Consider the following 10,137-nt stretch of genomic DNA (forward strand, 5'->3'; position numbering starts at 1 on the left):
CGTGCTCCTTAGATTTTACCTACTAGATCAAGGCTTGGCTTAAGTGTTTCAGATCCTTCTTTCCACTTAGCCGGGCAAACTTCACCTGGGTTGTTGCGTACATATTGAGCTGCTTTAAGCTTGCTTACAACCTGGCTTGCGTCACGGCCGATTCCGCCAGCGTTGATTTCAACAGTTTGGATGATGCCATCTGGATCGATGATAAATGTTCCGCGTTCTGCAAGTCCATCTTCTTCGTTCAGAACTTCGAAGTTGCGGGAAATTCTTTGGTTAGGGTCACCAATCATAACGTATTCAATCTTGTTGATTGTTTCTGAATTATCGTGCCATGCTTTATGAGTGAAGTGAGTATCAGTTGATACAGAATAAACTTCTGCTCCCATATCTTTTAAAGTTGCATATTCATTTTGAAGGTCTTCTAATTCAGTAGGGCATACGAATGTGAAATCTGCAGGGTAGAAGCATACTACGCTCCACTTTCCTTTGAAGTTTTCTTCAGTAACATCGATGAAATCACCGTTATGGTAAGCTTTTGCTGCGAATGGTAGTACTTCTGAACCGATTAATGCCATGATTAAATTCCTCCTTAAAATGGTTGAGTGATATGATTATTAATTAAATAGCGAACTATTTAATAATAATTCTAATTCGGTAATAATTATCATATACGTTGATTTTTTTGTCAAGGGAAAAGCTGTGAACTTTGTCCCTTTTCGCCTGGTTGGCGGAAACTTTAAATGCACAGATAGGAAGCCAATATAAATTCCGCTTTTTTTATAGGTGATATCAGTTCGGAATGGAACTTTAAAAGCAGCCTTGATTCCGTTAAAAACAGTATAACTCTTTCTTATCATTATTACCTTTTTTTTGCCTGTGATAATCTCAACTAATATGAGATTTAAGTATATAATTGAGAATGTGATTAAGCATGAGTTAAGCAGCGGCTGGTCCGCATTGAATTATTATTCCCTCTTTGGCTGAAAACAATCGACATGCAAGGTAAAATTGATTAATCAAATGGTAATAAATTTCCTATTTTTATAAAAATACCTTGCATTACAATATAGTGAGGGGTTATATTAAAAGTATATCTTGTATTGCAAGGTATTTAACTGCAGGTGATTATCTTGTAATACAAGGTAGTGGAAGGAGTAAGGTGAATGTCAGATACCACGCAAATGTTAAAGGGAATTTTGGACGGTTGTCTATTAGCTATCATTAAAGAAGGGGAGATATATGGGTATGAACTGGCGGCGAAATTGGAGTCATATGGATTTCGCTCATTGAGCGAGGGCACAATTTATCCGCTGCTTCTGCGTATGCAAAAGGAAGAGCTGATCAGTGCTACATTGCGAAAGTCAACGGCTGGACCTAAACGAAAATATTACACATTAACTGAAAAAGGGGAACAGGAGCTGGACCTGTTTATTGTGCGCTGGGAACAGGTAAGTTCATCTGTTGAGAATGTATTGAATAAAAGGGGGATATAAACAATGGTCTCAAAAGAGTCTGAACAGTTTTTGACAGAGCTTCGTTTTTACCTGATGTCAAAAGGAAAAAACGATGATGAGATAAATGAAATAACAGAAGAGCTTGAAGTGCATTTAATGGAAGCTGAAGCCGATGGGAAAGATGTGTCTCATATTATCGGGGATAGCCCAAAGCGATATATGAAAAGCATCGGAGAATCAATGACTACCGATTATCGTCAGGTGGCGGGACTGGTGCCGCTGATGATTCTTATGCTGGGTGCTTATGTCAGCATAGGCCCTGCAATTGAAGGGAACTTTTCTTTATCCAAAGGTATACTTTGGATCGCTATTATCGCAGGAGTAATCGCAGTCGGAGGTTATGGTGTTCTGATTTTCAGAGTGCTTCCTAAATTTCTTCATTCCAAGTGGAGTACGGTTCTTCTTTTAGGAACTGGCGCTGCTATGACAGGCATAATGGTGATGGTTTTACTTTGGAATCAGAAACAGGGTTTTGAACCGATTTTTACAGCAACCCCCATACAGAATAATGTAATTGTGGCTGTTTGTGCGGTTATATTTATTGTTTCTGCTATTTATACAAAAACATGGTTTACGATTATAATTCCCTTTTTAATATCTGTGGGTCCTATTGCGAACCGGTTTATTCCACAGGATGTGAATGAAAATCAAACATACATCTTATATACTGTTATTGCATTCGTTATTATAGCGGCTATAATGGTATTGGTTTTCATAGCTAAACGGAAAAAAATGCTGAACAATGGAGGAAAACGAAATGTCTAGTTTGCCTAATTGCCCAAAATGCAGTTCAGAGTATACGTACGAGGATGGGGTGCTCTTAGTTTGTCCTGTGTGTGCACATGAGTGGACAGCGGAATCCGAAATCAACAGTCTTGAGAACGAAAAGGTGATTAAGGATTCTAATGGAAATGTCCTTTCTGATGGAGATACGGTATCCGTCATTAAGGATCTTAAAGTGAAAGGCACTTCTTCTGTAATTAAGATTGGAACCAAGGTGAAAAATATTCGCCTGGTGGAGGGCGATCATGATATTGACTGTAAGATCGAAGGTTTTGGCGCCATGAAGCTGAAATCGGAGTTTGTGAAGAAAGTATAGCGAAAAAAGGCCTTTCCTTCCCTGGATTGGCCTTTTTTACATTTCCTTTTGCGGGTACTAAAATAGTAGTGGAAAGGTCATCACCTCTGGTTTATGATAAAGAAAGAATATTAAGAATTTCTCAATATAGGTGGGAACCTCCTTGATACTATTAGACTACATTGTCAATCTCTCCATTTTTTCATTACTGGTCAGTGTGCCTTTAATTCTCCGCTCGTTTATGAGTCATAAACCGCTTAAGGACCTGCATCTTTTGGGCGGCATATATGCAGGCATTATTTCTGTCATTCTAGTGGGTTTATCTTTTAACGAGCAGGGTTATTCCTATGATATTCGATATGCCATTCTGATTTTGGTGTTTTCCTATTTGGGACCGGGAGCAGGTTTTATTACCGCAATGATTGCTCTTGTCACAAGGCTTGCAGTCAGTGAGAATTGGCTGCCTGCTGTAATAGGGCTGCTGCTTATTTTGATTGCTTTCACTGTCATACATAGATATACCCAGCACCATAAGGCGGTTAAAAAAACGGTCATATTATATGGTGTGTATTGTGTCATTTATATTATAACGGTGCCTATCATTTTTAACGTTTTTAGAGACAGCCCGATTTTTCATCTGCAATATCTTCTGTTTGTGGGTCTTGGTGTCATTGTTGGGAGTTTGCTGATTGAATCCTATGAAAGGCTGATTCGAATCATCACAGAAAAAAAGCGGATGGAAAAAACGCTGGAAGAAAGTGAGTCTAAGTACCGGTTAATCGCTGAAAATACATCAGACCTTATCGCTGTCATGGACAGGGATCGCAGTTTGAGTTATCTATCTCCGTCTCATGAGTTCGTCTTAGGATATGAAGTGACCGAACTGCAAAAGATGGAAGTGGATATTGTTCTTCATCCTGATGAATCGGAAAAATTTCAGGCAGGCATGCAAAGGATATTTGAGAATAATGAGAGAATGGCTATGGAGTTCCGCCTAAAGCATAGAGAAGGCCATTGGATAGAATTTGAATCACTTTGTATGCCGGTTGAAGGTGAAAATGGTGTAATCGAGCATGTCGTCATGATTAGCAGGGATATTTCTGAGAGAAAAAAAGCAGAGGGATTTCTTTTGCAGTCTGAGAAATTATCGATTGTCGGGGAGCTTGCAGCCGGGGTTGCCCATGAAATCAGAAACCCGCTTACAACCATTAAAGGGTTTCTGCAGCTTTATAAGAGCGGCAATAGCCAAATTAATGAATTGCTGCTAAGCGAACTTGAGCGCATTGAAAATATCACCACTGAAATGCTTTCGCTTGGAAAACCTCAGGCCATACAAATGGACACAGCTAAGTTAACGGATATTATTGAGAATACAGTCGATTTATTATCTCCGCAGGCAAATATGAACGGAATCCAGTTTAAGCTGAATTTTGCAGATAGTGATTTTTTGATATTATGTGAAAAAAATCAAATCAAACAGGTTTTTTTGAATATCTTAAAAAATGCCATGGAAGCTATGGATGACGGAGGGGAGATTGAGGTTTCCCTCAAGAGTAATAATGACGGGGAATGTATTGTCTCATTCCAGGACCAGGGGTGCGGAATACCTGACGAATTTCTGCCGAGACTGGGTGAACCTTTTTATACATTAAAAGAAAAAGGGACAGGTCTTGGACTTATGATTTGCCATAAGATCATTAAGCAGCATCATGGCAGCATTGTATATAAAAGCAAGATTGGTGAAGGTACTTTAATAGAGATTACATTGCCGCTTTTAAAAACAATTAAATAAATTGAAAAGAGCAGGGGGAGTCCCTGCTTTTTTCAATTTATCTTGGAAGAACCTTCAAGCTCGGGATCCATAAGTCTCTTTTTTGCAAAGCGAAACACAATAATGAGCATGACAGCCGCTGCCGGATAAACCGGGATTGAATAGACCAGCTTCCATCCTGTATAGATCAGTGCATGATTTTTAACAGTAAGCCATTCGAAGAATAGGGAAAAGGCACTCCAGCCAAGTATGTACCAAATAGACTTTTTGCCATATAGCTCCCAGCGGTCAAAGCCAAATAAAAACAGCAAAGCAGAGCAAGGGTACATAAAAAAATGAAAGAGGGCCCCCGATAGTTCATAAGTAGGGTTGTCACCAAATAGATACATCTGAAAAGGCGTGGCCAGGAGAAAGTAATCAATGGTTGCAACCAATGCAAGGTTATAAATCCATATGACCGTTACTAAAACGGGGGGGAAGTACTTACGGATCGGCAGAAATAAGAGTATGGCAATTGCGGAAGATATAATAAAGAACCATTCATTCCAATCAAATGTTACATTCATAAAGTCTAATCCCCTCTATATAGGATTTTGCGGAAAAACTTCATAAAGCCGATTAATGCCAGTAGTGACACCAGCCAAAAAGTAAATGACCACCAAATTTTCCAATGAACATGAATCAGCACTCCAGCTGTATGCCCAAGCCATTCCAGCCCGCCTAAGATCAAGATAAAAAAGATGATTAAAAGGAGCTTTTTCTTGTATGTTTTCTGGATAAGAAAATAGTTCAAAAAAAGGACCATCAATGCAGGGAAAAGCAAAATACGATTAAGAAAATGGGCGAATTCATAGCTCAGTTGTTCCGGAATGACGAGAGTTTTGAAGTTCATATAGCATAGGGCTGAAAGATTTTGAAAAAGATACGAGCTCACCATCCAATAGACGAGGACTTCCAAAATATGCAGATGTTTCTTTAGTTTAATAAAAAGAAACAATACGAACATATTGATCATGAGGTATATAAGAAAAATCATTATGCAGGAACCCCCTTTGTCTCTCTGGCTCTTTTTCAAACGACTTAGATTGTTTCTTTTTATCTTGTTCATTAAAGGCTGTTTTATTAAGTAACCTGATCAAGTTATTGATAAGAAAAGACGAGGAGCTTGCTGCTCCTCGTCGGTATATTTAGAAATCAAAATTGTCAGGGTCTGGGCCGACGCGTAAATGTTCATCTAAGGAATTAATCAATTCCATGTCCTGCTGAGATAGTTCAAAATCAAATAAACCTGCATTTTCTTCTATGCGATGAGGTTTTGTTGACTTAGGGATGACGATAATGCCGTTTTGCAGGTGCCACCTCAGGACAATTTGGGCAATGGATTTTCCGTGTTTTTCAGCCATTTCAGTCAGGACCTCGTTTTCGAATAATCCGCCTTGCATTAGTGGAGCCCACGCTTCAATATGCATGTTATGTTTGGCAGCAAAGGCGCGAAGTTCAGTTTGAGCCAATTTCGGGTGCAATTCAATTTGGTTAATCATAGGTTTGACCTCAGCTGCTTTCAATAGATTTTCTAAATGGCTGATCTGAAAGTTGCTGACGCCAATCGCTTTGATCTTGCCTTCTTTATATAAATCTTCCAGTGCTCTCCAAGTTTCCGTGTATTTCCCCTCAACAGGCCAATGGATCAAATAAAGGTCAAGATATTCAAGCCTCATTTTTTCCAATGAGGTGTTAAACGCCTTAAGAGTTGCTTCGTAGCCCTGGTCGGAATTCCACACTTTTGAAGTGATAAAAAGTTCCTCTCTATTACAGTCAGACTGGCGGATGGCTTCTCCGACCCATTCCTCGTTGCCGTAGATGGAAGCTGTGTCGATGCTTCTATATCCAATCTCAATTGCTGCTTTAACAGCTGTTATTAGTTCTTCTTCCTTTTCCACTTTAAATACACCAAGGCCAACCCTGGGCATGTTAACTCCATTTGCAAGTGCTGCAGTAGCAGATAAAGATAGTTTATTCATATAAGTCACTCCTTAATTAGTCAATTTGTTTCTCAAGTTTTTTTAGCCATCCCGTCAGAAATACGGCCCCAAGCACCATTATTCCGCCAATCCAGGGTGTGTGAATTAAGCCGATAGAGTCGACAATCAGTCCGCCGGCAAATGAGCCGATAGCAATCCCGATATTAAACGCTGCGATATTTAATGCGGAAGCCACATTGACAGCTGAAGGAACATATTTCTCAGCCAGGTTTACCACTAAAATTTGAAGGCCTGGCACATTCATGAAAGCAAATAAGCCCATTAGAAAAATAGCAATAAGCCCAAGAATTTTAAAAGGTGCTGCAAAAGTGAGAAGGCCCAAAATAATGGCTTGCAGAGTAAACATCCAAAATAACGCTTTTAATGGATCTTTGTCAGAAGCTTTTCCGCCAAGAACATTGCCAATAGCCACGGCCACTCCGTAAGCAAGCAGAATAATGCTGACCCATTTTGCGCTAAACCCTGTTACATCTTCGAGAAGGGGTGTCAGATAGGTAAAAGCTACAAAAGTTCCTCCGTATCCGAGTGCAGTAATGCTAAATGCTAAAAGCAGTTTTCCGCTGTTTAAAATTTTCAGCTGTTCACTAAACTTGGAAGCTGGTGCTTGTTTAAGATTTGCAGGAATCAGTATGGCACTGGCGATAATCCCAATTATCCCTAACAGAGCCACTCCCCAGAAGGTGGCTCTCCAGCCAAATATCTGTCCAATAAACGTTCCGAGCGGTACACCTGTCACGGTTGCTACAGTCAAGCCGGTGAACATAAAGGCGATCGCACTGGCCCGTTTATTTTCAGGAACTAAATCAGCAGCAATGGTCGAACCAATTGAGAAAAAGATGCCGTGTGAAAAAGCTGTTATAAAACGCGCAGCAAGCAAAAGGGCAAAAGATGAAGACATGGCTGCGACAGAATTTCCGATGATAAATAAAACCATTAATGACATAAGCAAATACTTTCTGTTCATTTTACTGGTTAAAGCAGTTAGTACAGGTGCACCAATGGCAACTCCCATGGCATAACCGGAAATCAATAAACCGGCCAATGTAATGGATATTCCCAAATCACCTGATATGGTAGATAAAAGCCCTACAGGCACGAACTCTGTGGTCCCTATGCCGAATGCACTGATTGCGAGTGCAAAAAGGGCTGGAGTACTGCCTTTTTCTTTTTGTCTATTTATTGCAATTGAATTCATCAGCAATGAATCCTCCTTATTAAAGTAATAGCAGTTAAGAAAGTATAGCCAGGCGCCTTGGCCATGCAATCTTATGATAGATAGTATGGAGCATGTCAAACATAGTGAACAGTACGTACTTTAAAGTAATGCAGGCACTAAAAAGTACCCTATGGTCAATTTCACCATGTTGTTTTATGCTTCCTTATGCTATTATGGATGGCATGATTCGAAATGAATAGTACGCACTTTAAAGTAATGTAGGTACTTTCTAGTGCCTATCAAAAAGAGGGGGAAGGAAGTTGGCTTACAATATTCCGGTAGAAGCTACTTTAGATGTGATTGGCGGGAAGTGGAAAGTTGTAATTATGTGTCATTTAATTAAAGGTGAAAAGCGAACCAGTGAGCTTAAACGCCTTATGCCTGGGATTACGCAAAAAATGCTGACTCAGCAGCTTCGCGAACTTGAAGAGGATGGAGTTGTAAACCGCACTGTTTATGATCAAGTGCCCCCTAAGGTTGTATATTCACTAACAGATTACGGATGGTCACTTCGCCCGATCCTGGATGCGATGTGCAACTGGGGAGAAGGACATATTGAGTTAACAGGCGGAGAGCTTGTGGAACAATAAAAAGTTAAGGACTCGTATGCTATAGGCAAACGAGTCCTTTTTAATGGCAAAGCTATTTACTCTTTATTTGTTCGCGGATACTCTCGAGCTCCTCAAGCGATAATGAGCCAAGTGACTTCTTAATTTCTTCCTCGATTTGTTTCTTATTATTTTCCCTGTATTGCTTCCACCATTCCCGCAGTCCTTCCGTATTTGCAAGCAGATACTCGATATCGATTTCTTCTACCTCATCATCCGATAGATAATTTAAAACAGAAGCTAGCATCCGATTTAGCTTGCTGATGTCATCCTCATTTTTTGTGATAGGGGTATTTGATGGTGCTTCAGTATCCTTCTTGGTCTCTTCCCCGCTGTCTGCTGATGCTGCTTTCCTTGGCATAAAATCAGCCCTTTCTAATACGAATAAGAATTGCTCTTAGTATTGCCTCAAAAAAATAATTAAAAAACTGAACGATATTTATTAATAAGCGTCTCATAAGTAAAGTCATTAATTGGGGGTACTCATAATGAAAGAACGTGAGTTCGAATTTAATACAGATGTAAAAATAAAGGGGACAGTGAGTTTTCCGAAGGAGTCAGAAGGAAAGCTTCCTCTTATTATTATAATTCATGGTTCAGGCCCTGTTGACCGGGAAGGCAATGCGAAGGTTATGCATATGAATGCTTATAAGATGCTTGCTGAGTTTTTTGCATCCCTTGGGGTGGCGGTTCTTAGATATGACAAACGGGGAGCCGGTGTGAGCGGCGGTGACTTTTATCAAACAGGCATGTGGGATTTAGTTAACGACGGAGCAGCAGCTGTAAAGGCGGCTCTCGAACTGCCGGAAATTGACCATAAAAGAATTTTTCTGCTGGGTCACAGTGAAGGATGTACATTAATTCCTCCTATTAATAAGAAGGCGGAAGCTGCAGGTATTATCTTTCTTGCCGGTCACGCGGAAAATGTCAGGAATGCATCTGAGCTGCAAGTAAAACTGCTGGAAGAGGAAGTTAAAGTGATGAAAGGATTTAATGGAGTTATTCTCCGTGCCTTAAAAGTTCATAAAACGGCTGCTTCCAAACAAAAGAAAATTTTCGATGAAATGATGGAATCAGAAGAGGCAGTAATGAAAAAGGGATTTACAAAGATCAATGCAAAATGGGCAAGAGAGCACTTTCAATATAATATGGAAGAAGATTTGGCTGCAATTACATGTCCCGTTCTTGCTATTACCGGTAATAAAGATGTTCAAGTGGATCCTGAGCATGTGCATCTTTTTGCTGAAAAAGTGAATGGCCCAGCTGAGAGCTTTAAAGTCCCGAATATGAACCATCTTCTTAGAGATCAGGAAGAGGAAACTTCTATGCTAAAGCTGAAGTCGATTTATAAAAGAAGTCTTTCAAAGCCGCTGAGCGCTGAAATGCTGGACATAATTGAAGAATGGACACAGAGGTATATTCTCTAAAGACGAAAAGATGCATGCGCATGGTTTTGAGAAAAATTATGGCGTATGCAATTTTTTTATATAAAGTATTGACTTTAGGTCATAAATTATTGTAAGATAGTTTTTGTCGCTAAGGGTTATTCGCTCAGCGGCAATGAAACTTTTTATCTGTTTGAATATTGAATAGAAAAAAGTAAAAAAGCTGTTGACTTACTTAAAAGAAGATGATAAGATGAATATCGTTGTCACTTCGAAAGAAGTTAGCACATTAGTTCTTTGAAAACTAAACAAAACAGAAACGTCAACGTTTAATCATTAGTCTTTTTCGAAAAGACAAACAGAGCTTAATCAACTCTTATATGGAGAGTTTGATCCTGGCTCAGGACGAACGCTGGCGGCGTGCCTAATACATGCAAGTCGAGCGGACAGATGGGAGCTTGCTCCCTGAAGTCAGCGGCGGACGGGTGAGTAACACGTGGGCAACCTGCCTGTAAGACTGGGATAA

Annotated in this window: 12 protein-coding genes and 1 rRNA gene; 7 read left to right on the top strand and 6 right to left on the bottom strand. The window is 39.8% G+C overall.

Annotated features, from left to right (window positions below):
• Positions 1–8 precede the first annotated feature (8 nt).
• The gene (ahpC, locus tag ACTHRG_RS12440) at positions 9–572 is read right to left on the bottom strand and encodes an alkyl hydroperoxide reductase subunit C (RefSeq protein ID WP_009335870.1); all 564 of its coding nucleotides are present in this window, start codon (positions 570–572) and stop codon (positions 9–11) included.
• 588 nt (positions 573–1,160) lie between these two features.
• On the opposite strand from ahpC, the gene ACTHRG_RS12445 reads away from it, so the two are divergent.
• From ACTHRG_RS12445 to ACTHRG_RS12460, 4 genes are all read left to right on the top strand, one after another.
• Positions 1,161–1,490: a PadR family transcriptional regulator gene (locus tag ACTHRG_RS12445; protein ID WP_076258416.1), complete on the top strand. Its 330-nt coding sequence runs from the start codon at positions 1,161–1,163 to the stop codon at positions 1,488–1,490.
• Between the two features lie 3 nt (positions 1,491–1,493).
• Entirely contained in the window at positions 1,494–2,276 is a 783-nt protein-coding gene (locus ACTHRG_RS12450; RefSeq protein WP_076258418.1) for a hypothetical protein, read from the top strand.
• Complete coding sequence (locus ACTHRG_RS12455) at positions 2,269–2,610, top strand: zinc ribbon domain-containing protein YjdM (protein WP_076258420.1); 342 nt, start codon at positions 2,269–2,271, stop codon at positions 2,608–2,610. The genes ACTHRG_RS12450 and ACTHRG_RS12455 overlap by 8 nt, the downstream gene beginning before the upstream one ends.
• Positions 2,611–2,752: 142 nt before the next feature.
• On the top strand, positions 2,753–4,381 hold the full coding sequence (locus tag ACTHRG_RS12460; RefSeq protein WP_076258422.1) for an ATP-binding protein: 1,629 nt from the start codon (positions 2,753–2,755) through the stop codon (positions 4,379–4,381).
• Between the two features lie 32 nt (positions 4,382–4,413).
• Here ACTHRG_RS12460 and ACTHRG_RS12465 read toward each other — a convergent pair whose 3' ends face one another.
• The 4 genes from ACTHRG_RS12465 to ACTHRG_RS12480 form a co-directional block, all read right to left on the bottom strand.
• Entirely contained in the window at positions 4,414–4,926 is a 513-nt protein-coding gene (locus ACTHRG_RS12465; RefSeq protein WP_076258424.1) for a hypothetical protein, read from the bottom strand.
• Positions 4,927–4,931: 5 nt separating this feature from the next.
• The gene (locus ACTHRG_RS12470) at positions 4,932–5,396 is read right to left on the bottom strand and encodes a CBO0543 family protein (RefSeq protein ID WP_076258426.1); all 465 of its coding nucleotides are present in this window, start codon (positions 5,394–5,396) and stop codon (positions 4,932–4,934) included.
• Between the two features lie 151 nt (positions 5,397–5,547).
• Positions 5,548–6,381 (bottom strand): aldo/keto reductase, encoded by an 834-nt coding sequence (locus ACTHRG_RS12475; RefSeq protein ID WP_076258429.1) that lies wholly within the window; start codon positions 6,379–6,381, stop codon positions 5,548–5,550.
• A 16-nt stretch (positions 6,382–6,397) separates the two neighbouring features.
• The gene (locus tag ACTHRG_RS12480) at positions 6,398–7,597 is read right to left on the bottom strand and encodes an MFS transporter (protein ID WP_076258454.1); all 1,200 of its coding nucleotides are present in this window, start codon (positions 7,595–7,597) and stop codon (positions 6,398–6,400) included.
• A 281-nt stretch (positions 7,598–7,878) separates the two neighbouring features.
• Between ACTHRG_RS12480 and ACTHRG_RS12485 the strand changes: the two genes are divergently transcribed.
• A complete protein-coding gene (locus tag ACTHRG_RS12485) occupies positions 7,879–8,208 on the top strand; it encodes a winged helix-turn-helix transcriptional regulator (protein WP_061793047.1) in 330 nt (109 codons plus the stop codon).
• Between the two features lie 52 nt (positions 8,209–8,260).
• Here the strand turns inward: ACTHRG_RS12485 and ACTHRG_RS12490 are convergent, their stop codons facing one another.
• Complete coding sequence (locus ACTHRG_RS12490) at positions 8,261–8,587, bottom strand: hypothetical protein (RefSeq protein WP_076258432.1); 327 nt, start codon at positions 8,585–8,587, stop codon at positions 8,261–8,263.
• Positions 8,588–8,714: 127 nt separating this feature from the next.
• On the opposite strand from ACTHRG_RS12490, the gene ACTHRG_RS12495 reads away from it, so the two are divergent.
• Both ACTHRG_RS12495 and ACTHRG_RS12500 read left to right on the top strand, forming a co-directional pair.
• Positions 8,715–9,653 carry an alpha/beta hydrolase gene (locus ACTHRG_RS12495; RefSeq protein ID WP_440231273.1) on the top strand — a complete coding sequence of 313 codons (939 nt, stop codon included), beginning with the start codon at positions 8,715–8,717 and terminating at the stop codon, positions 9,651–9,653.
• A gap of 335 nt (positions 9,654–9,988) precedes the next feature.
• Positions 9,989–10,137, top strand: a 16S ribosomal RNA gene (locus ACTHRG_RS12500); the annotation flags it as partial.

Source organism: Cytobacillus sp. SAFR-174 (assembly GCF_051964675.1).
Classification (GTDB): Bacteria; Bacillota; Bacilli; order Bacillales; family Cytobacillaceae; genus Cytobacillus.

Bases quoted from the DNA above. Each gene is read 5' to 3' on its own strand.
- ahpC (WP_009335870.1), bottom strand. From the start codon at position 572: ATGGCATTAATCGGTTCAGAAGTACTACCATTCGCAGCAAAAGCTTAC.
- ACTHRG_RS12445 (WP_076258416.1), top strand. From the start codon at position 1,161: ATGTCAGATACCACGCAAATGTTAAAGGGAATTTTGGACGGTTGTCTA.
- ACTHRG_RS12450 (WP_076258418.1), top strand. From the start codon at position 1,494: ATGGTCTCAAAAGAGTCTGAACAGTTTTTGACAGAGCTTCGTTTTTAC.
- ACTHRG_RS12455 (WP_076258420.1), top strand. From the start codon at position 2,269: ATGTCTAGTTTGCCTAATTGCCCAAAATGCAGTTCAGAGTATACGTAC.
- ACTHRG_RS12465 (WP_076258424.1), bottom strand. From the start codon at position 4,926: ATGAATGTAACATTTGATTGGAATGAATGGTTCTTTATTATATCTTCC.
- ACTHRG_RS12470 (WP_076258426.1), bottom strand. From the start codon at position 5,396: ATGATTTTTCTTATATACCTCATGATCAATATGTTCGTATTGTTTCTT.
- ACTHRG_RS12475 (WP_076258429.1), bottom strand. From the start codon at position 6,381: ATGAATAAACTATCTTTATCTGCTACTGCAGCACTTGCAAATGGAGTT.
- ACTHRG_RS12480 (WP_076258454.1), bottom strand. From the start codon at position 7,597: ATGAATTCAATTGCAATAAATAGACAAAAAGAAAAAGGCAGTACTCCA.
- ACTHRG_RS12490 (WP_076258432.1), bottom strand. From the start codon at position 8,587: ATGCCAAGGAAAGCAGCATCAGCAGACAGCGGGGAAGAGACCAAGAAG.
- ACTHRG_RS12495 (WP_440231273.1), top strand. From the start codon at position 8,715: ATGAAAGAACGTGAGTTCGAATTTAATACAGATGTAAAAATAAAGGGG.